The 19,908-nt window shown below is 53.2% G+C and carries 15 protein-coding genes, 1 tRNA gene and 2 pseudogenes; 5 read left to right on the top strand and 13 right to left on the bottom strand.

Going from position 1 to position 19,908, the window contains the following annotated elements; translation table 11 throughout:
* Window positions 1–263: 263 nt before the first annotated feature.
* Window positions 264–1,238 (top strand): annotated as a pseudogene (locus ALO43_RS32185) (cache domain-containing protein); the annotation flags it as partial.
* A 120-nt stretch (window positions 1,239–1,358) separates the two neighbouring features.
* The gene (locus ALO43_RS32190; RefSeq protein ID WP_371906477.1) at window positions 1,359–2,144 is read left to right on the top strand and encodes a methyl-accepting chemotaxis protein; all 786 of its coding nucleotides are present in this window, start codon (window positions 1,359–1,361) and stop codon (window positions 2,142–2,144) included.
* Window positions 2,145–2,257: 113 nt separating this feature from the next.
* On the opposite strand, the gene ALO43_RS21145 is transcribed toward ALO43_RS32190, so the two are convergent.
* The 7 genes and pseudogenes from ALO43_RS21145 to ALO43_RS21170 form a co-directional block, all read right to left on the bottom strand.
* Window positions 2,258–2,521, bottom strand: coding sequence for a hypothetical protein (locus ALO43_RS21145; RefSeq protein WP_005887007.1), 264 nt, complete (start codon window positions 2,519–2,521; stop codon window positions 2,258–2,260).
* A gap of 385 nt (window positions 2,522–2,906) precedes the next feature.
* Window positions 2,907–3,443, bottom strand: a complete 537-nt coding sequence (locus ALO43_RS21150; protein WP_054998015.1) for a hypothetical protein — start codon at window positions 3,441–3,443, stop codon at window positions 2,907–2,909.
* A gap of 556 nt (window positions 3,444–3,999) precedes the next feature.
* The gene (locus tag ALO43_RS21155; RefSeq protein ID WP_005891067.1) at window positions 4,000–4,896 is read right to left on the bottom strand and encodes a LysR family transcriptional regulator; all 897 of its coding nucleotides are present in this window, start codon (window positions 4,894–4,896) and stop codon (window positions 4,000–4,002) included.
* 167 nt (window positions 4,897–5,063) lie between these two features.
* The gene (locus tag ALO43_RS21160; RefSeq protein WP_053931881.1) at window positions 5,064–6,056 is read right to left on the bottom strand and encodes a zinc-dependent alcohol dehydrogenase family protein; all 993 of its coding nucleotides are present in this window, start codon (window positions 6,054–6,056) and stop codon (window positions 5,064–5,066) included.
* Window positions 6,057–6,324: 268 nt separating this feature from the next.
* Window positions 6,325–6,668: pseudogene (locus tag ALO43_RS30365) on the bottom strand (hypothetical protein); the annotation flags it as partial.
* 126 nt (window positions 6,669–6,794) lie between these two features.
* A tRNA-Met gene (locus ALO43_RS21165) sits at window positions 6,795–6,871 on the bottom strand.
* A 117-nt stretch (window positions 6,872–6,988) separates the two neighbouring features.
* Window positions 6,989–8,110, bottom strand: coding sequence for a J domain-containing protein (locus ALO43_RS21170; RefSeq protein ID WP_054998016.1), 1,122 nt, complete (start codon window positions 8,108–8,110; stop codon window positions 6,989–6,991).
* Between the two features lie 1,372 nt (window positions 8,111–9,482).
* On the opposite strand from ALO43_RS21170, the gene ALO43_RS32195 reads away from it, so the two are divergent.
* Both ALO43_RS32195 and ALO43_RS21180 read left to right on the top strand, forming a co-directional pair.
* Window positions 9,483–10,508, top strand: a complete 1,026-nt coding sequence (locus ALO43_RS32195) for a methyl-accepting chemotaxis protein (protein WP_371906479.1) — start codon at window positions 9,483–9,485, stop codon at window positions 10,506–10,508.
* A 291-nt stretch (window positions 10,509–10,799) separates the two neighbouring features.
* Window positions 10,800–11,699, top strand: a complete 900-nt coding sequence (locus ALO43_RS21180; protein ID WP_054998023.1) for a glycosyltransferase family 2 protein — start codon at window positions 10,800–10,802, stop codon at window positions 11,697–11,699.
* Window positions 11,700–11,964: 265 nt separating this feature from the next.
* On the opposite strand, the gene ALO43_RS21185 is transcribed toward ALO43_RS21180, so the two are convergent.
* Together ALO43_RS21185 and ALO43_RS30370 are read right to left on the bottom strand one after the other, a co-directional pair.
* On the bottom strand, window positions 11,965–13,386 hold the full coding sequence (locus ALO43_RS21185; RefSeq protein ID WP_024690462.1) for a rhamnan synthesis F family protein: 1,422 nt from the start codon (window positions 13,384–13,386) through the stop codon (window positions 11,965–11,967).
* Window positions 13,387–13,618: 232 nt separating this feature from the next.
* Entirely contained in the window at window positions 13,619–13,771 is a 153-nt protein-coding gene (locus tag ALO43_RS30370) for a hypothetical protein (protein ID WP_157062350.1), read from the bottom strand.
* A 551-nt stretch (window positions 13,772–14,322) separates the two neighbouring features.
* On the opposite strand from ALO43_RS30370, the gene ALO43_RS21190 reads away from it, so the two are divergent.
* The gene (locus ALO43_RS21190; protein ID WP_054998017.1) at window positions 14,323–16,407 is read left to right on the top strand and encodes a glycosyltransferase; all 2,085 of its coding nucleotides are present in this window, start codon (window positions 14,323–14,325) and stop codon (window positions 16,405–16,407) included.
* 95 nt (window positions 16,408–16,502) lie between these two features.
* Here the strand turns inward: ALO43_RS21190 and ALO43_RS21195 are convergent, their stop codons facing one another.
* The 4 genes from ALO43_RS21195 to ALO43_RS21210 are packed head-to-tail and all read right to left on the bottom strand — an operon-like array spanning window position 16,503 to window position 19,899.
* Window positions 16,503–16,904 (bottom strand): GtrA family protein, encoded by a 402-nt coding sequence (locus ALO43_RS21195; RefSeq protein ID WP_054998018.1) that lies wholly within the window; start codon window positions 16,902–16,904, stop codon window positions 16,503–16,505.
* A gap of 7 nt (window positions 16,905–16,911) precedes the next feature.
* Window positions 16,912–17,862: a WxcM-like domain-containing protein gene (locus tag ALO43_RS31895; protein WP_054998019.1), complete on the bottom strand. Its 951-nt coding sequence runs from the start codon at window positions 17,860–17,862 to the stop codon at window positions 16,912–16,914.
* Window positions 17,849–18,799: a glycosyltransferase family 2 protein gene (locus ALO43_RS21205; protein ID WP_005891101.1), complete on the bottom strand. Its 951-nt coding sequence runs from the start codon at window positions 18,797–18,799 to the stop codon at window positions 17,849–17,851. Before ALO43_RS21205 ends, ALO43_RS31895 begins: the two co-directional genes overlap by 14 nt.
* Window positions 18,796–19,899: a DegT/DnrJ/EryC1/StrS family aminotransferase gene (locus ALO43_RS21210; protein WP_005891103.1), complete on the bottom strand. Its 1,104-nt coding sequence runs from the start codon at window positions 19,897–19,899 to the stop codon at window positions 18,796–18,798. The genes ALO43_RS21205 and ALO43_RS21210 overlap by 4 nt, the downstream gene beginning before the upstream one ends.
* Window positions 19,900–19,908 lie beyond the last annotated feature (9 nt).

Here is a 19,908-nt window from a genome sequence, read left to right on the forward strand (position 1 = left end):
GAAATAAAAAAAGCTGAAAGTCTGAAAAAGCCGACAGACGTTGGTTCGACCCGGTCATGCGCCCTTGGACATCGGGATAAAAAGTTGCCGCAAAGCGTGAAATAGAGCGTTGCCTTCCTGCAGTAAAAGGTAAACGATGTCTGTACGCGGGCCGTTAAACCTTATCTTCTTTGGGCTTATTTTTTTGCCGAGAACACGCCCCTCATGTGAGACACGTTGCGCTGCGATTTGAACCTCCCTCTGTCCTGTTGAGATGCCTCATTATGAATTTGAAGTTCCGTCAGAAGATTCTTCTGGCTGCGTCCTGTGTCGTGGTATTGGCATTTGCCTTGTTCACGTTCTACAACGATTACTTGCAGCGCACTACCATCAATCAGAACCTTGAGTCTTCGGTAGGGCAGGCGGGGCAACTGACGGCCAGCAGTGTGCAGAACTGGCTCGGCGGGCGCATCCTGGTGCTGGAAAACCTTACCCAGAACGTGGCTTATCAGGGCGTGAATTCAGACCTCAGCGGCCTGCTGTCTCAATCCTCGCTGGCCTCGACTTTTCAGTTCACTTACGTGGGTGATAGCAAAGGCGCGTTCACTCAGCGACCAAACGTTGATATGCCGGCAGGCTACGATCCTCGTCAACGGCCTTGGTACAAGTCCACGGTCGATGCTGGCAAAACCATTCTGAGTGCGCCTTACCTGGCTTCCGTCGGTGGCCTGGTGGTGACGATCGCCAGCCCGGTCAAGACGGATGGTCAGGTGTCCGGTGTGGTGGGCGGCGACCTGAGCCTTGATACGCTGGTCAAGATCATCAACTCGGTCGAGTTCGGTGGCATCGGTTACGCTTTTCTGGTCAATGGTGATGGACAAATCATCGTCAGCCCCGACAAAGAGCAGGTCATGAAAAACCTGAAGGATGTCTATCCCGGGCAGACCCTCAGCCTGGACGCGCGCTTGCGTGAGGTCACGTTAAACGGCCAGCAGAGGCTGCTGTCGTTCACCCCGATCACCGGGCTGCCTTCCGCCAACTGGTACATCGGCCTGTCGATCGACAAGGACAAGGCATATGCCCCCCTGAGCCAGTTTCGCAGCTCGGCGATCGTGGCGGTGCTGATTGCCGTGGCTGTCATTGCCTTGCTGCTGAGCCTGCTGATTCGTGCATTGATGCGCCCGCTGACCGATATGGGCCGTGCAATGCAGGATATTGCTCAAGGGGAGGGCGACCTGACCCGTCGTCTGAGTATTCAGGGCAAGGACGAGTTTGCCGAACTGGGCGGCTCGTTCAACCAGTTTGTGGAGCGTGTGCACGCGTCCATCGCTGAAGTGTCATCGGCCACGTTGCAGGTGCATGACCTGTCGCAACGTGTCGTGAACTCTTCCAATTCCTCGATCGTCGGTTTCGATGAGCAGAGCGCGCGTACCAACAGCGTCGCGGCCGCGATCAATGAACTGGGTGCTGCAACTCAGGAAATCGCCCGCAATGCGTCCGATGCCTCTATTCAGGCCAGTGAAGCCCGCACGCAAGCCGAAGACGGTCAGGTGGTGGTGGAGAAAACCATCCACGCCATGAGCGAGTTGTCGACCAAGATCAGTGAGTCCTGCACGCAGATCGAACAGCTCAATGCCAGCACCGACAACATCGGTCATATCCTTGATGTCATCAAGGGCATTTCGCAACAGACCAACCTGCTGGCCCTCAACGCAGCCATCGAGGCCGCGCGCGCCGGTGAAGCCGGACGTGGGTTCGCCGTCGTGGCCGATGAAGTACGCAACCTGGCCCATCGCACGCAAACATCTGCCGACGAGATTCACAAGATGATCGGCGGCCTGCAAACCGGCTCTCAGCACGCGGTGCTAAACATGAATGAAAGCCAGATATCGAGCCAGGACAGTGTCGAAGTCGCCAATCAGGCAGGCAGTCGACTGCGTGACGTGACCCGCCGCATCGGCGAGATCGACGGCATGAACCAGTCTGTGGCAGCCGCCACCGAAGAACAGACTGCTGTCGTCGAAACGCTCAACATCGACATCAACCAGATCAACACCCTCAACCAGCAGGGCGTCGCCAACCTGAACGAAACCCTCAAGGATTGTGCTGCGCTTTCGCAGCAGGCCGGGCGTTTGAAGCAACTGGTGGAAAGCTTCAAGATTTGAGCGGAATCATTAGACCACTACAGTCAGCGAGACCGGACCACGTGAGTGTGGTCCGGGGTTTGAGGTGGAAGCGATGGGGCGGTTGGCTGAGTCGCCATCAGAAAAGCTGGCCGCTACAGATCCTTTTTAACCTCTTTATCAATGTGCTTATCAGCCTTGTGACGCTCTTTGTCGTCATGCTTCGCGCCCTTGTCGACCTCATCGGCATCGTGTTTCATGCCTTTGTCCACTTCCTTGGCGTCATGATCAACACCTTTATCCAGCTCACGATTATCGTGGCGGACACCCTTTTCGAGCTCGCTTTCTGCAAACGCAACGGGCGCTAAAGTGCCTGCCAGGAAGAGGGCGGCAGTCATTGAGAGGACGAGTTTTTTCATGCTTTGCTCCTTTGGAAAATACTGGCTCTTCATGAGTCAACATTTTCGAGCATAGCCCAGGTCTTCAGAGTGACAACGCGATTAAGCGAAAGGCAGGTGAGAGAGGAAGTTGTACGCCAGAAACAAGAAAGCCCGCACTAGGCGGGCTTCTTGTTTGGTCTGCAGACTTCGAAAAGTCATCAGACCGGTACTTGGTACACAGTCATTTGAACTGGTCTTTTAAGCCGCTGTATTTTAAGGGTTTTATAGTATTACGTTAACAGCGGCATACATGTGGGCATACAAGCTGAGAATTTCTGAGCAATGCTTTTTGAAGGCACCGCTGGAAAAGCACTGGCAGAAGGTTCGAGCTGAGATCGTCCTGAAGAACCGCCACAGTCGTAGATCACCTGGCTGGGCTATTTTTTCCTTTGTGTCCTTTCGTGCCCAAGGCATTCACAGGAGTGAATGGTGTGAAGGTCGACATCTCGCTCATTTTCGCGCGGAAGGCGCGGCGCTCGCTCTCTTGTTTGAAAATCACTATTTCCGAAGATTTCAGTGTTTCATCCTCCAGCAAGTGTTTTCGGACATGCCACAGTATTTCTCTTGCGTTTGGAGCCGTGGCGGAATGGGTCAATGTTTTGGTGAGCAGCCGGAGGATATCTGTCGGAAGCCAAAGGTAGGCTTCAAATGTAAGCTTGTTGAGAGTTCTCTGGTCGTCAGGAAAACTCATCCATTCAGCCAGCAGCGAGGCGATTGCTTCTGACTTGACTCGTATCTGTTCGGATTTTTTCCACTCCTCCAGCTTCACGGCGTATTCATGACTGATTGACTGCTTAATTCTTGCCTTAAACCACGTCCTGAGCAGCCAAAGAACGATACCCATGCCTGCGATCCCACCTGCACTGCCAAGTAATGCAGCCCATATCAAATCCAGATTCATTTTTTACTCCATAGGGTTTAGGGGCCTTCAGATAACGGTTACCACTCAGTACCTGCAGAGGTTGCCAAATGTTTTAGCAGATCACTCGCACCTGCATGCTGCCCATCGAAAGATTTTTGCCACATCTGGACTGCGAATACCGTCGGGGACCGAGGTGATGTTCTGAGGACAAGGGGCAGGAAACCCGCGTGGGTTTGGTAGCTACTGATCGGTTGACGTTGGTTGACGTTGGTTGACAGTTGACGGGTTGACAGCAGCAGATCAGTAGCTGAAGGAATGAACATCTGGGTTCACCACCCGATTGGGTGAGTTCACCGGGTTCACCAGTTCACTAAGCTGTGAAAACGTCGGCTACTCAAGATGCGCGGGTTCGGGGGGGACTCTTTTCTCCGACATTATCTTCCTCTCACTTTAAAAGGCTTGCGTACTGCGATAGCCGCACCCTGACCGATTGGCGCCATATTCGGGTGGAGAGAAAGGTACTTGTAGACGGAGGAGGGATAAATCCATTAACGAGTCATGAACTGTTATTCAATTAATACCAACGGGCCGCGTGCTAACGCCTTTTCTCTTCAAATAGCGCACTTACCCACTCGACGAATACCCGCACATTGGGTGAAAGATGACGTCGATCTGGAAACAATACGGAAACGGTCTTTGGCTCGACTGAAACATCCGGCAATACCTCTATCAGACGCCCGCTGTCGATATATCGCTTCAACGCCGGTCGTAGTCCCTGCACCATCCCGATCCCCGCCAACGCGCAGTAAAGCAACGCCTCGGCGTTGTCGACGACAATGCCGCTGCGCATCTTCACATTGATAGTTTTACCGTTGGCCCTAAAGCGCCAGGGCATGATCTGGCGGCGCTGCTCAACCATGAAATTGACTGCCAAGTGGGCCTGCAAATCATCCAGCGTATCGGGTAAGCCATGTTTCTTTATGTAGGCGGGAGCCGCGCAGGTCACCAACGCTACCTCGCCGATACGTTTGGCAATCAGGCTCGAATCATCCAGATCACCGAGCCTCACGGAACAATCGATGCCGTCCGCAATAAGGTCGTTCAGGTTGTCAGAGGCCCCCAAAGATATTTCCAGGCCAGGGTAGCGTTCCATGAACTCGGGCAGTCGAGGGATGATCACCGCGTGACCGAGTACGGTCTGCATGTCGATCCTGAGCTTGCCTCGCGGCGCACGAGTCGGCGAAAACAATTCCAGTGTTTCCGCTAGTTCACTGAGTAATTTCAGGCTGCGTTCGTAGAACTCGTCGCCAGCGGGTGTGGTGTTCACTCTGCGCGTGGTGCGGTGTAAAAGCTGCACGCCCAGTTCGTGCTCTAGATTCTGGATGAGCTTGGAGACTGCCGGACGATGCACATTGAGCGCCTCAGCCGCTTTGGTGTAGCTGCCCTGGTCAACCACTGCAACGAACATTTGCATGGCTTCAATCAGGTTCATCGCCAGCCTCCATTTTAGTGGGCGTTGGGCCACACGTACTCTGCACTGAGGACGATAGCGAAGTGATGCTTGTCTCTCCTAGGCAACAAAGCAAAATAAACCATCACCGCGTGGGGAGTAAACATCGATGGCGTACGGCAGCCAATCTGGCTGCCGAAGTATGTTACTCAGTCAACCACGACGACGATCTTGCCGATCTGCGCGTTCGACTCCATTCTGCGATGTGCTGCCGCGATGTCAGTAAGCGGGAAGACCTGATCGATGACCGGCTTGAGTTGACCTCCCGCCAAGCCTTTGGTGACGAACGCCTTGGCATTGGCTAGCTTTTGCATATCCATGGTGATTTCGAATAGCTCGTAGCCGCGCACGGTCAGATGCTTGCCAAGAATGTCAAAGACGGGAACCGGAATATCGCGGTGATCCAGTGCACCGTACTGAAAGAAGATCCCGGCATTGGCCATGGACTTGATAAGCTTGGTTGCCTCGGGGCCGCCAACGGGGTCGAAAACGATACGCGCACCTTTGCCATCAGTGATCGCTGCCACCTCGGCAATCAGATCCTCTTCCTGGGTGGCGATGACATATTTTGCACCCGCATCCAGCAATGCCTGACGCTTGGCACTTGTGCGGGTAAGGGCCACCGGGATCGCTCCCTGCATATTGGCGATCTGGATCGCTGCCAGCCCGACACTGCTCGACGCAGCCGGGATGAGCACGGTTTCACCAGTCTGCAGATTTCCATACTCAATCAAGGCGCCGTACGCAGTAACAAACATCATCCAGCTGGCCGCTGCCTCTACGAAGCTGAGATTGGACGGATGCTTGACGACAGCATGCGCAGGCGCATTGACCACCTCACCATACATGCCGTAATCAGCGAAAGAGAACGCCGGCACGACACTGACTATGTCACCAGGCACAACGTCGCGGACCTCACTGCCAACCGCGCGGACAATCCCGGCCGCCTCATAGCCTAGCTTCGCCGGGAACTGGGGCTCAATCACGTATTGCCCAGTGCGGTACATGATTTCAGCACGGTTAAGGCCGATGGCTTTGACGTCGATCTGGACCTCACTGCTTTTCGGCGCCGGTACAGCGACTTCATCGAGAATCAGAACATCAGCGTCACCAGTACGGTGAAAGTGGACAACCTTGGACATGGCACACCTCATTAATGGCTACTTCTGAAAAGTTATGCCCATGTTACTGACCTTCTTGCCTGCGAGAGAGCGCTGATCGGCTCACAGATTGGTACTCGAAAAGAACCAATTCCTGGCTGATAGGGAAATGAAAAGGCCACAGGGATACCGTGGCCTTTTCATTAAGCGGGGCGTTATTTAGCGCTCAGAGTTAACTGGGTTTCGTTACTCAACCGGCACCCAGCTTTAGCCCTTTTCTTCTTTGCGCAAATGTCCGATACCAAGAAAGGGCAGGTGAGCCGCTGCCACCTGCAGCGGCGGCACGGTGAGCTTGTCCGCTGGCCGACGCGGGTAACGATTGGGCGATAAAGCCTTCCAGCGTGCGGCGCAGGATGGCGGACCGCGCATGGCGTTTGTCGGGCTCACACAGCGCTGTGAGAAAGGCGGTGAGCGGTGTGCGGTAGTATTCGCTACTCGCGCTTTGAGTGCGTTCGACAGCGCCGCTGCGTCATCGAAGCCGTTCAATGCGTCGCACATGCCCAAGACTTTGCTGGCGTCGGCTGGAATAGCGGGTATACGCACTTCCATGCCCGCTTTCAGCTCCTTGTTTGCTTTGGCCATGTGCTGGGCCAGCATATGCCGCAGTGGGCTTGGAAAAAATGGAAGGGAGATAGGATGAACAGCCAGAAACAAGAAAGCCCGCACGAGGCGGGCTTCTTGTTTGGTCTGCAGACTTCGAAAAGTCAACAGACCGGTACTTGGTGGCTACACAGGGACTTGAACCCCGGACCCCAGCATTATGAATGCTATGCTCTAACCAACTGAGCTATGTAGCCAAGTGGCGCGCATTATTCTCGGAGAACGCATATGTGTCAAGCGTTGTTGTGAAAAATAATGGCGTGCGATCAACCGGTTAGGTGGCAGCCCTTGCGTATGGTGTGTTTTTCCGGGCTTTAGCGGAACAAGGTGTCCAGCAACTCCAGGTCATCGAATTCCTCTGCCCTTTCGAGCAGCTCTGCCATGTCCCGCTGAGCCCTGAGCCACGCCTTGAGGTTTTTCGGGTCGGCCAGTTCCTGCAGTTCATCCTGTGACTCATCGAGATGCTCACGAATAGCCTTGAGCTGCTTGGCACATTTGCCGTTGACGGTCTTCGGCCTGATGTCCTCGTAGGGGTCCATCAGGAATCGCTCGCGAATCATCATCTTGCGATCGTGGATTTCGTCCTCCAGCTCCCTCAGTTGCTCACTCAGGATCCGGTTGAAGTGTTTGAGGCGTTTTTCGGAGATGCTGTCGATGTGCGTCTGCTCGATCTGCTCGATCTCCATTTGCATCTGCAGCAACGCCAGCAGGTTTTCATTTTCATAGGCCTCATTGACCCGCTGCATCAGCGCAGTCTTGCGCTCGCGCTCTTCACTGTCCTGCTCCCGGTCCGGATGCAGCGCGCTGGCCAGCTTGCGGTAGATTTCGCGCAATGACTGGGTGCCTTCTGCTGCTTCCTGTTCGCGGCGTATTTCGCTGGCTGTGGGCTTTTTCGGCTTTTGGGCGCCTTGCTCCTGGTCGGCTTGCTCTTTCATCTTCTCGGCAACGTGCCGAGTGACATCCTCTACCGAGCTCAGGTCGACATCGTCGCCTAGTTCCACCCCCAACTCTGCTTCCAGTGAAGCTTTGAAACGTTGGTTTTCAAGACGCTCGTTCTCATCGAAATCGATGCCGGTGTATTTGAAATACAGACGCTTCAATTCGTCGTCGTGGTCCCCGCCCAGAAGCGACACTGTCATGACACAGATGATTTCCAGTAGGGTGGCGCGGTCTTTCTTGCTCAGCCGGACTTGATCGAAGGCGTTGTCGAACAGGCGCAGCTTGTTTATCTCATTCTCGGATTGTTCGTTGATCATCGGCAGCAATTCGTTGACCCACAGTTGGTCACACGTAGTTGAAACCGAGAGCCATTGCTCCAGAAGCTTGCGTCGGGTTTCGAGCTTCTCCATCAGCGTGTTGAATTTTTTCTGGCCCGCGCTGAGTTGAGGCCTGGAAGGTTGAGCAACGATGCGCGGGGACGTAGGCGGCGTGATCATGAGACCTCCTTTATAAAGGCGAGATCGCGGATGGCTAATCAGCAAATGTCTGCAAGTCTACTTTTTTAGGGATTCTTCGGCGGTGAATAATTTGCTGCTGTAAAAACGGTTTTCCGCTCTTTGGGCGGTCCGGTTCTTGCTTGGGTGTGTTTGAGGCGTCAATTACAACGCTATTTGCTGAGCAAGCGAATGAGCGGCATGTATTTCGCCTCAATCTGAGGCGACATGTATCGCCAATGAAACAAGAACATGGCATTTTGCTGTCATTGTATTTCGAAAATAAAAAGGCATCGCCTCTGTTCGTTCAGGTACGGCCGGTGTTCACGGGGAGTTGCAGGACATGAACAGTCTTTTGTCACCGGGCATGCGCCTGATGGGGCGATTTGGTTTTGCTCGCAAGTTTCAGGTCTTGTTTCTGCTGTTTATATTGCCGCTGGTGGGCAGCGCCTGGTTCATCACCAAGGACTACCGCAACAAGCTCGACGTGATTTCAGGCGAGCAGTCCGGTGTACGGCAATTGCTGGCACTTGATGACCTGAACGTCGAACTGTCTGCCCAGCGTGATCACGCGGCGCGCTGGAAAGCTGCCGATATTCTTCGTGAACCGACACCTGCCGCCAAAGAAGCGATGATCAGTGTCGATGCCGGCATTGCGCGCATCACCAAGGCGCTGGAGGGTGTGAGTGCGGCGCTGGCCCGCGAAAACGCGCCGGCCGATACGATGGCCCGTTACAAAGAATTGCAGGCCGCAGTCACTGGGCTGGATACCGCCTCGTTACGTACCGTGGGCTGGTGGCCGGATGGCTATGATCGGTTCTCGACCGTACTGAATCTGGTCCAGGCTCTGCGTGAACAGATCGCAATGGACAGCGGCTTAATCCTCGATCCGTGGCTTGAAACCTACATGCTCATGCAGCTCTCCACGCAGCAAGTGCCTGACTTGATCGAGCGCATCGGTCGCTTGTCCAGCGTTGGCCAGACCTCGGTCGCTGCAGGCCAGTTCAGCCTGCAAAGCCGTCTGCAGATGCGTGATCTGCGTGGCCGAATCGATGACTCCAAAGAACAGATGAACAAGGCAGCCGGCCTGTTGCTCTCCAAGCTGCCTGAGCAACTGCAGCCTTGGGCGGACAAATATGCTGGCGTCAAACAAGTGCTGGAAAGCGAACTGAAAGTGATCGATGACGGTGTCTTTGGCGGGAGCATAAAGCTCAAGCCGCAGGAGTTCGAAAAGAGCATCGACAACTTGACCGCCAGCACGTCCGATCTGCGCAAACACTCGCTCGAAGCCCTCAATAGCCGGCTCGATTATTACCACGAATCTTCCAATATGGAGTTCATCCCGCTGGCGGTGGTCTTCGGGATTCTCGTGGCCATGGCGGTGTATCTGTTCGCATGTCTGCAATCCTCCATCCGTAACAGCGCCAGCGGCATCACCACGCTGGCCGAGTCCCTGCGTGACGGCAACCTGTGCGTGGAAGTGCCGGTGCAGGGGCGTGACGAACTGGCATCCATCAGTAGGGCGCTGAACGTTGCAGTCGTGCAATTGCGTACTAGCCTGCTGGGTGTCAATCAGGAGACCGTGCGCGTCGGCGACGCTGTGTTGATCCTGACCGCCCAGTCCAGCGGAACGCTAAACGAGGTCGAAGACCAGCAACAGCAGATCAGCCAGATTGCAGCGGCCGCGACCGAACTGGCAGCCACCTCCCAAGGCGTTGCCAGAAGCTGCGAGCAGGCCTCGGAGAGCGCGCGACATACTCGCCGTATTGCCGAGCAAAGCAGCGAGGACAGCCTGCGCACCACTGACAGCATCCAGCAGCTCAACCAGCGTCTGACCGAAACCGCCGCCGCACTGGGGCGGGTCAGTGAGCAGGGCCAGCAGATCCAGTCAGTTGTGGACGCCATTCGTGGCATCGCCGAGCAGACCAACCTGCTGGCACTCAACGCAGCCATCGAAGCCGCGCGGGCAGGCGAGCAAGGCCGCGGGTTTGCCGTGGTCGCCGACGAAGTGCGCAGCCTTTCACAGCGTACTCAGGCGTCTACCGCACAGATCGCCGGAACGGTCGACAGCTTGCGCTCGACCGTGACCCAGGCCGTGAACTTGATGGAGGCTGCCTGCGGCCAGGCGGTCAACGATGCGCAATCGGTAACAGGGCTTGGCGTTCGTCTGGGAGAAATCGCCACGGCAGTGCAGAGCGTCGCTGATACGTTGGCGCAGATATCGACAGCCGTAGAAGAACAGGCCTCGACTGCCGATGAAGTCAGCAGCAATATCCAGCAGGTCGATCAGGCTGCCGGACGCTTGCTGGAGGGTGCACGGGCGGTCAATCATGCAGCGGATACGCTGAGCCAGGGCAGCCGGGCGTTGAATGATAATACGGCGCGGTTCCGGCTGAGTTGAGCAGGCAGTTTGACGCCCCAATCAAAAAAACGGCGGAGTCCAACCCCGCCGATTTGCTCGTGTTTGGGGTTGTGATACATGAAAAGTTGGATCAAAGGCCGCGTAATCAATCATTTGATGACTGACGGAATACGATACAAAGCGTAAAATGCGTGGTTTTTGCAGGCGAAAGGTTTCTTGAAAACGCAGCTTCCCGAAGAACAAAGGTCGGACAGTGTCAGCCCGCTGCAAGGTCGAGGCTCGTCCGAGGCTGGCGATCGCTTTTCGGGTCATCCACGCGTCGCCATTTTGATGTGTACCTACAACGGTGCTGCATACCTTCGCGAGCAACTCGAATCGTTCGCTTCTCAGACGCTGCGCGACTGGACTCTGTATGTGTCCGACGATGCATCGACCGATAACACGCTTCGGGTCTTGTCCGAATACCAGACTCGTTGGGGAAGCGAGCGATTGGTGGTGTTCAACGGGCCCTGCAAAGGCTTCGCAGAAAACTTTATTTCTCTGGTTAAACGCCCTGAAATAGACGCCGATTATTTCGCGTTCAGCGATCAGGATGACGTCTGGTTCAGCGACAAGCTGAAGAGAAGTGTCGATTGTCTTGAGCTGATAAAACGCGGCACGCCAGCGCTTTACTGCTCTAGAACCCGTCTGGTCGATGCAGACCTGAAAGTAATAGGCGTTTCTCCGCAGTTCAAAAAAAACCCGTCCTTTAAGAACGCCCTGGTTCAGAGCCTGGCGGGCGCCAACACAATGCTGATCAACCAGCCTGCGCGTGATTTACTGGTCCAGTTACCCGAACACGCTCCGCTGATTGCCCATGACTGGCTCACCTACCTTCTGGTCACAGGGTGCGGCGGTCAGGTTTTCTATGATCCCGAGCCCTGCCTCTATTACCGTCAGCACTGCGGAAACCTGATCGGCGCCAACGCCAGTACTCGCGACAGACTGATACGTTTTCGCAAAATGCTTTCAGGACGATTCATCGAGTGGAACGATGCGAACGTGGCGACTCTGAAGGGGATGGAAGCCATGCTCACTGAAGAAAACCGAAACGTGCTGGCGCATTTCGACAATGGCCGTCGGCAGTCTTTTTTCAAGCGAGTGACCACACTCCGCAAGTCCGGGGTGTACCGGCAGACAGTCCAGGGCAACTTGAGCTTGATGTTGGCTGTGTGCCTGGGGCGTGTTTAGACTGCTATATACGTTTGCTGATCACAAAGGTGAGAAGCTATTTCTGTCGGTTTAAAAAGTCGTCTTGATTTATACGGCGACCACACTATTTGTAGCGTCAACCTTTCGAGAGAGTATCTGCGAGCTGGGCTCAATGTTAAGGGCCTGCAATACCTTCACTTGAGACAAGGTCTATGAGGCGCCAGCTTAAACATGTTCCGTCATAATAAAGCCTGGAGCCCATGAGCTGGCAGGGTGCCGTATGCTTATGGGCTCTAGGTTGTACTCAGTTTGCTGATAAATTAGCAAGTTGAGGAATGAGCGAGGTGTCGTAATGCGCCGCGTTGAGAAGGGTTTTAATATGTTGAAGAGTGTCAATGTTTGAGTTTTTTACCACCTCAAATTTTAGAAATGGGAAACCTTCGTTTAAGAGTTTTTCCCAATTAAATACAGTGGCATTATTTTCACTCGCTTTCTGGAAGATACAGTCTGTCTTTAGTCCAGAGGCCCGGAGTATGCTGGTAAAGGTTATCTCGTAATCGCGAATGACTTTGCTTTTGTCGTTATGGTTAACAACGCTCAACCAGAATTTCTTAAAGCTATCTGACTGAATTGCTTTCTCGCGAAAAACTAAAAAGAAGCTCTGCAGGTGACTGGCATGTTCAATATTCTCAACGAGGCCAATGACATCTGCGTCGCTAGACCGTACCTTGTTCATGAGCGCTGGTCCGCTAACGCCAACAGGACCAATGATGCTGTCATTCGTCAAGATCAGCTCTTCGCAGTCCTCTAACCAGCTGTGTGTTTTGATGATGTGTGCCCATGCCGCGAAATCGAATCCTGTGTTTTGTCGTACAACAATGTTCGAGCAGGTTTCGCGAAGGCCTTCAGGTATTGTTACATCGTTAACATCAGAGGCTACTATAAGAAATACAGACAGATCCCCACGAGCAAGCTCTGCCGCGTAATTGCCTACATGGGGTTTTATTTTTCCATCGGGGCTGTGAGTGATTAGCAGCACGACTCGTTTAAATGGGCCTGATTTTTTCAGAGTGTTTATAAAGGCTGACTCCACTTCCTCATGCGCTTGGACAGGTTCTGCTCGCAGTAAAGGAACGCCGGCTTGCATGCCGGTCTGTAGGTAGTGTTTTAATGGGTTTTCAGAACATCCTGTGGTTTTTATATAGGCGGCTGAATCGAACCTTGGAGAAGGATTAAAGCCTTCTTTGCCATGTTTGATGAAGTGCGCCAAGGGTTCTTCAATCCCTATGTATTGTTTGTATTTCGCTGTGTAATATTCAGGTTCGAAAAAGGGGTTCGGCTCATAGCCTAGTCGGCTGCCTATTTCCGAATAGTGAAACAAGCAATTCTTGGGGTGTAATTTCGAATCTGGGTGACAATCCATGTACCAGTTAGATCGGAAGAAAAGACTTGCCCACCTGCCCTCAGCACAACCGCCTGTTAGAAAATGCTCCGCTGGATCCAGGCCTGCACTAGCTACGTCAGGATTCTCACTCATGTAGAATTCAGAGTCAAAAATACCGAGGCTGCGCAGCTGCTGCTTATCGATAGATATATCCTGATATCTTCGACCTTCTGCACGGCCAAAATCCAGATAATGCTGCGCAGGGTGCATATCTGCGGAAGCGACATCAGGGTTCAGACGTAGGTATTCGACAGCAGAAAAATCAAAAGGCAGGCGGCTCATAATAGTAAATTGGCTCTGAAATTCAAGGCTAGATGCTACACATGCCGTTCCGGCCTGCGCAAGGTATGAACGTTGCCGGCTGCATTGCGAACATCGTTTATAAAGAACTCAATTGTGAACGCTAAAGCACGGGTATACAACCTACCTTCTGTCGGTGCTCGTGTTTTTATCTTTTTAAATCATAAAGTTGCGTTGCTCATGTGATCTGGCACGCAGCGTAATCGTGGCGCTGTCACACTTGGCTGGTGGAATGGGATGCCGTGTTGCGCGTGAGTTTTTCACGAAGATGCGAAGCGATGAACTCTGCCAATGGGATCTCGCTGGCTTTAATTGCTGGCGCTTGACTGTTGTGGCTTATGGCGATGCCGCGCGACTGAACGGCCATGGCCAATCTGTGCGGTTGAATGAGGCCCACACGCGCTTACTGGTACATCCGTCCGGTGGTGAGATTGATCAGATCCCCAGAATAGGCGTTCTGTATCAACAGGTAAGGTGTGATTTTCGTGCGCACGTGGTAATCGAAGGTCAGAACAAGACCCTCCAGAATGATTTGAGCGTTGAGTGTTGAACGTTGAGTGTTCAGGCTCAGAGAATGAGCATGTGGAAGAGGAAAATTACAGCATTCTTTTCGTCTTCGCATAAACGCAATATGTGGTAGTTACGCTTGGTTTTGGGAGTCAGTGGGGAAAACCAACTGTGGTCGAAGGAGTGCGCTGGAGGTTTGCAGCGTTCAGCCCGGTTCGAAGGTAGCACGCGGGTCCGCAGCCCCAGGTGTCGCCCATGTTTAATGATGTTTATCTGGTGTCAGAAGCTGAACCGTCACTGTCAACTCGTGTAATATACGGAGCGTCGAAAGGAGTGCGAGTGACCGTCTTGCCTTAGGAGCAACGTGGTGTATTCGGAAGAAATCAAAAGAAATTACGAGGTCATCGAGTCATGCTTAAGCGTCTCCGCCAAGAGAACTCGCTTCAGAGAAAGCAATCTTCTGCTGTCATAGAAAGGCTGCAGCGAGAGCTGGCCCTAGAGCAACAACAACTGGCCAGAAAAGAGGCGGTATTCGCGGCTGCTTTGATTGAGCGGGATACGCACATCCATAATCTGAACCTCACCATTATGGAGCTACAAGGCTCGACCAGCTGGAAAATAACCTCACCGCTTAGAAAACTAGTGGCTGCCATTCGACGCGCGAGCAGCGGAGAGCAAGCACCGGTGGCATTTCCTGCTCATGACGCGCTTTCGCATACGATAGAGCCCGAGACGCCGGCAGTCGCCCACGCAGAAAACGTACCGGAGCAACTTGACACCTACGCTCGATGGGTCGAAGAGTTCGACACGATTGACGATATTGATCGTCTTTGCATGTATGAGGAAATAGGCGCCTGGAAAACCAAGCCGCTACTTTCCATCATCATGCCTGTTTACAACCCGCCTATCGAGATGCTGAGAGATGCCATCGAAAGCATAAAAACCCAGGTCTACTTTAACTGGGAGTTATGCATAGCCGATGATGCGTCGACCGATCATCGTGTGCGCTTATTCCTGGAGCAGAGTGCTAAATCCGACCACCGGATAAAAGTGGTTTATCGCGAGCAAAACGGGCACATCTCCAAGGCAAGCAACTCGGCGCTCGACATCGCATCAGGCGAGTTCATTGTCCTGATGGATAACGACGACACACTCCCTGAACATGCCCTGTTCTGGATGGCCAAAACGATCAATAATCATCCTGATGCGGCGGTTATCTATTCGGATGAAGACAAGATAGACGAGCAAGGCGTCAGGTCGGCTCCTTACTTCAAAACCGACTGGAACCCATACCTCTTCCGCTCACATAACATGATCTGCCATCTGGGTGCGTACCGCAAAGACCTCGTTGAGCGCATTGGGCGTTTCCGGGTCGGCATGGAAGGCGCTCAGGATTATGATCTCGCGCTTCGCTGCGTTGAACAAGTCGAGGCCGCTCAGATCATTCATATTCCACGTGTACTTTATCATTGGCGTATACATGCAGGCAGCACTGCAATGTCCACCGATGAAAAACCCTATGCACAAAATGCAGGGCAAAAGGCACTGGAAGAACACCTGAAAAGGTCTGGCATCGCCGGGCGCGTCGAGTTACTTGATTTTGGCATGTACCGCGTCCATTACGACCTGCCCGCTGTAAAGCCCTTGGTGAGTTTGATCATACCGACGCGTAATGCTTACGCCTTGGTGAAGCAATGCATTGAGAGCATTCGCCACAAGACGCTGTATCCCAACTACGAAATCATTCTGGTCGATAATGGTTCTGATGATCCGCAGTCGCTGCAGTATTTCGAAATGCTGTCACGTCTGACGGGCGTTACTGTTATTCGAGACGATGGCGAATTTAACTATTCCGCGCTCAACAACAACGCGGTAGAGCATGCCAAAGGTGAACTCATAGGGTTGGTCAACAACGATATCGAAGTCATCAATCCCGAGTGGCTGGATGAAATGGTATCCCTGGCGTTACAGCCTAACTCCGGAGCAATTGGTGCAAGATTGTGGTACCCCGACGAGCGGCTCCAGCATGGCGGCGTAATCATGGGCCCACTGACACTCGCTGGGCATGCCCACAAAATGCTCCCACGTGGTCATCACGGCTATTTTGGCAGAGCGTCGTTAATTCAGGGTATGTCTGCTGTTACCGCCGCATGTCTGATCGTCAAGAAGTCGATTTTTCAGGAAGTGGGTGGGCTTAACGCCAAAGACCTGAAGATTGCGTTCAATGATGTGGATCTGTGCCTGAAGATCATGCAAGCCGGCTACCAGAACATCTGGACCCCTAACGCAGATCTTTACCACCACGAATCCGCAACGCGTGGTTACGAAGACACCCCAGAGAAAATAAAGAGATTCATCAGCGAAGTTGAGTACATGCAGAACAAGTGGCGGGCGATTATCAAACATGACCCTTACTACAATCCTAACCTGACGCTGGCAGCGGAAGACTTTTCGGTTGCTTTTCCTCCGCGAGTCAACGATTTTGCAGGGGTGTAGTTTTTAATCGAATGCTGATATCAATGTAACTGTCGGCTTGGTCGACAGTTACATTGCAGGGCGTAATTCAGAGTGGTAGGTTGAAGGCTTGACGGTTACTGAGGGGGTGCTTTTGCAGTAAATGCAACTTTTGAAAGGAAGAACGTTACCGGCAGGGTCAGTGCTATAGCTGCTAACGGCGCCAGTCTTTCATCAAACGCGAGTTTTTCAACCCAGCACCACAGTATGACTAGGCTCAAACCGTATTGTATGGCATAGATCAGAGGGAGCAGGACAACAGAGCGCATTCCCTGATGGCTTTTGAATACAAAGAATCTATTCAGAACGTAGGCCAGCAGGATGCCTGTCACATACGATATTGTGTAGCTGATTTTATACGACAGGAACATCAACAAAATCAGATAGAGACCGTAAGTCAAGGCGGTATTGAAACCGCCTGACATCAGGAACCGTGCAAAGTCTTGTTTCAAGAATTTTGAAACTGCCTGATTCATCATCGAGCAGTTATTCTGCGTTTGCGATCAGGGATTTAAACTCTTCGTAGTTACGAATGTAGTCCCCTGCGTCATAGTAATGCGATGCAAATACCAACAGCACGGCATCCTGAGAATAGCGATACTGTATGCCCCAAGTCATTGGTGGCAGGTGTATGCCTTGGTTCGGCTTGTCGAGGATAAACTCTTCACGGTTAACGCCGTCGTCCGCTACGACATGCACAGAGCCTTTTACAGCAACCAGGAATTGGTGGCAGATACGGTGTGCGTGTTCGCCTCGAGTCTCGGCAGTTGGAACGTCATACACAAGAAAATAACGCTCGGACTTGAAAGGCACCGAGCGCTCGAATTCGCCCGCCGTTAAACTGCCGCGAATGTCAGCGACTTCATTCATGGTGTGCAGCGTGACGTTTTTCACTGATGTAGCGGTTACGCCAGGTGCTGCTTTTTCTGGACGTGCTTCGCTGCTGGCATTAACAGGCTTGGCGTCCACATAACCAATGATCTTGGCCGGGTTGCCCACTACTATCGCGTTAGGCGGTACAGAACGGGTGACAACTGCACCTGCACCGACCATGGCGTTGATACCAATGGTGATACCCGGGAGGATCGTACAGTTTGCGCCAAGCGAGGCGCCTTTTCTGATGATAGTGCGAGAAAAACTCTGTGGGTAGACTTTGCTGCGCGGGAACAAGTCATTGGTAAACGTCGCATTAGGGCCGATGAACACATCGTCCTCAATGGTGATGCCATCCCATACCTGCACGCCGCACTTCAAGGTCACCCGATCGCCAATAACAACATCATTTTCGATGAATACATTGTCACAGACGTTGCATTCAGTCCCAAGGCGGGCACCCGGTAGAATATGAGCGAACGCCCATACCCGTGAATCTTTGCCGATATTTTCGGATTCACACAGGGCGTGGCTGTGAACGAAGAAATCCTTACCGCTGCTCATTAGTTTCTCCAAATCCCTCGATCCGCATTGGGATGGCCAAGGGTCTATTCTTTGTGTTTTCGTAAGTACGCCACGCGTAGGAACCCACGATCCCGAGTCCCAGCAGATTCAAACAGCCAAGAAACGTGATCGCCAGCATGATCATCGCGTAGCCGGGCACTTCGATTCTACCCTCAAGCTTGGCAATCAGTGTGAACACACCAAACAGCGCAGCAAAGGTCGAGCCGAATGCACCGACGCGGGTCAAGATCCGTATGGGCATGTCCGTAAAGGAAAACACGCTGTCCATCAGGTAATTGACTTTTTTACGCAGGGTCCATGCAGAGGTCCCGTGAACCCTTTCCTGCCGGGTGTAAGTGACTACTTCACGGCGATAACCCATCCAGAATATCTGCGCGATGAGCGAGCTGTGACGCTCTTCAAGGGTCAGCAACGTATCTCGAAAAGCCCTGTTGCAGGCAAACATGTCGACGCCGCCTGGTGGAATTTCAGGTATGACGTAGCGGCGATAGAAACCCCAGAAAATCTTTGAGGCGGTTCGTGTTGCCCATGGGTCCTGACGACCCTCACGCACGCCGACCACAACATCAATATCACCGCGCATCAGCACTGTGTTCATTTCCAGAACCAGTTCTGGCGGTTCCTGAAGATCAGCTGCCATTACCGCGAAACGATCGCCCGTACCGTGCTGCAGGCCCGTGCGGATAGCCATGAAGGAACCGAAGTTTCTGGATAGCAAGATCAGCTTGGACTTGAATGATTGCGACGGCAGTTGTTCCCTGAGTATTTCGTAACAGCGATCGGGACTGCCGTCCACAACGAACACGACTTCAAGCTCGTGTCCGAGTTGCTTATCCAGCGCCGTTACGGCAACGAGCAAATCCGGAAGATTGCTCTCGTTGCGATAAACGGGAATGACCAACGTCAGCAAAATCATATCTCCTTGGAAAAGTGCGCGGTCACTGCTTTGATGACGCGATCAACTTCTTCGTCAGTCAGGCCAGGGAAGCAGGGCAGAGAGATAACGGTATCGCATGTACGCTCAGTAACGTCCAGAGCGACAGATGTCGCGGCTGCATACGCTGGCTGCTTGTGGTCTGCAATCGGGTAGTGAATATCAGTGCTGACTGACTTCTCTTTGAGCGCAGCAGCCAGAGCTGCCCGATCTTTTGCGCGAATCACATACAGGTGGGCAACGTAGTCTTCTGACACCGAGGATGGCAGCTCGATGTCCAGTCCGGCAAAGGCTTCATTGTAGCGCTTGGCGATCGAACGACGCTGCTCGTTCCAGGTGTCCAGGTGAGGCAACTTGATGCGCAGAATGGCAGCTTGCATCTCGTCGAGCCGGCTGTTGCGACCGCCTGGGATGGCAATACGGTATTTCTGGTCCCAGCCGTACTGGCGAAGCTGGCGGATGCGTGCCGCCAAAGCGTCATCATCGGTAACCACTGCACCGCCGTCACCGAGGGCACCCAGGTTTTTAGTAGGGTAGAAGCTGAAGCAGGCGATGGTGCCAAAGCTGCCCGCTTGTTTACCATTGCGTCGTGCGCCATGAGATTGCGCGCAGTCTTCAAGAACCGGAATACCAGCGGCTGAAGCTATCTGAACAATCTCTTCAACGTTGGCGAGCTGACCGTACAAGTGCGTAACGATGATGGCAGCGGGTTTTTCCTTGGCGATCACTGCCTCAAGAGACTTTTTGCAAAGGGTCAACGTCGCTGGGTCAACATCTGCATATACAGGCGTTGCCCCAACAGCGTGAATGGCTGTACTGCCGTAGAAGCCTGCGTTCGCCACTGCGACAACTCGATTACCGACGACAACGCCAAGCCCCTTGAGCGCGAGCTCCAGTGCATCCGAACCATTGGCCACGCTGATGCAATGCTGCACGCCTACGTAGGCAGCAAACTCTTCCTCGAACAGCTTGACCTCGTTACCCAAAACGTACCAGTGGCTGTCCAGCACGGCCTTTAACGGCGTGGCGAAGTCAAGTCCAGCGTTAGCTTTGATGGCCGAGAAAAGCGGAATATTTTCCATTGGGATTTC

It is taken from the genome of Pseudomonas tremae (genome assembly GCF_001401155.1).
In the GTDB taxonomy this organism is placed as follows: domain Bacteria; phylum Pseudomonadota; class Gammaproteobacteria; order Pseudomonadales; family Pseudomonadaceae; genus Aquipseudomonas; species Aquipseudomonas tremae.

Bases quoted from the DNA above. Each gene is read 5' to 3' on its own strand.
- ALO43_RS21145 (WP_005887007.1), bottom strand. From the start codon at position 2,521: ATGAAAAAACTCGTCCTCTCAATGACTGCCGCCCTCTTCCTGGCAGGC.
- ALO43_RS21150 (WP_054998015.1), bottom strand. From the start codon at position 3,443: ATGAATCTGGATTTGATATGGGCTGCATTACTTGGCAGTGCAGGTGGG.
- ALO43_RS21155 (WP_005891067.1), bottom strand. From the start codon at position 4,896: ATGAACCTGATTGAAGCCATGCAAATGTTCGTTGCAGTGGTTGACCAG.
- ALO43_RS21160 (WP_053931881.1), bottom strand. From the start codon at position 6,056: ATGTCCAAGGTTGTCCACTTTCACCGTACTGGTGACGCTGATGTTCTG.
- ALO43_RS21170 (WP_054998016.1), bottom strand. From the start codon at position 8,110: ATGATCACGCCGCCTACGTCCCCGCGCATCGTTGCTCAACCTTCCAGG.
- ALO43_RS32195 (WP_371906479.1), top strand. From the start codon at position 9,483: ATGGCGGTGTATCTGTTCGCATGTCTGCAATCCTCCATCCGTAACAGC.
- ALO43_RS21180 (WP_054998023.1), top strand. From the start codon at position 10,800: ATGTGTACCTACAACGGTGCTGCATACCTTCGCGAGCAACTCGAATCG.
- ALO43_RS21185 (WP_024690462.1), bottom strand. From the start codon at position 13,386: ATGAGCCGCCTGCCTTTTGATTTTTCTGCTGTCGAATACCTACGTCTG.
- ALO43_RS30370 (WP_157062350.1), bottom strand. From the start codon at position 13,771: ATGGCCGTTCAGTCGCGCGGCATCGCCATAAGCCACAACAGTCAAGCG.
- ALO43_RS21190 (WP_054998017.1), top strand. From the start codon at position 14,323: ATGCTTAAGCGTCTCCGCCAAGAGAACTCGCTTCAGAGAAAGCAATCT.
- ALO43_RS21195 (WP_054998018.1), bottom strand. From the start codon at position 16,904: ATGATGAATCAGGCAGTTTCAAAATTCTTGAAACAAGACTTTGCACGG.
- ALO43_RS31895 (WP_054998019.1), bottom strand. From the start codon at position 17,862: ATGAGCAGCGGTAAGGATTTCTTCGTTCACAGCCACGCCCTGTGTGAA.
- ALO43_RS21205 (WP_005891101.1), bottom strand. From the start codon at position 18,799: ATGATTTTGCTGACGTTGGTCATTCCCGTTTATCGCAACGAGAGCAAT.
- ALO43_RS21210 (WP_005891103.1), bottom strand. From the start codon at position 19,899: ATGGAAAATATTCCGCTTTTCTCGGCCATCAAAGCTAACGCTGGACTT.